The sequence below is a fragment of the Paraburkholderia sp. SIMBA_030 genome (genome assembly GCF_046535245.1).
GTDB lineage: Bacteria > Pseudomonadota > Gammaproteobacteria > Burkholderiales > Burkholderiaceae > Paraburkholderia.
This window is the reverse complement of the sequence record NZ_JAWRXB010001527.1, coordinates 1-240: the sequence shown is the minus strand read 5'-3', so window position 1 is coordinate 240 and position 240 is coordinate 1. Positions and strand designations below refer to the sequence as shown.

At 63.8% G+C, this 240-nt stretch carries 1 tRNA gene; it reads left to right on the top strand.

Annotated features, from left to right (window positions below):
- Positions 1–59: 59 nt before the first annotated feature.
- A tRNA-Sec gene (locus tag SB772_RS45120) sits at positions 60–155 on the top strand.
- The last annotated feature ends 85 nt before the right edge of the window (positions 156–240 follow it).

The following is a 240-nucleotide window of genomic DNA, read 5'->3' as shown; positions in this document are numbered from 1 at the left end:
ACAAACGCCAGATCCGTCTCGACAGTGCCTTGGCGCAAAAAGACCACCACTGAGTTCAAGGAAGGCAATCGCGCCCGGTGGCGCGGCCGGGCTTCAAACCCGGTTGGGGACGGCATCCGTTCCCGGGCAGGTTCGACTCCGGCTGCCTTCCGCCATTTTTTGCTGAGCGGGCTTGCGAGGCGCCGAACAGGCTCGTGGCTTATTGCATCACATATCGCCCGGGTGCCGACTCCAGCGCCG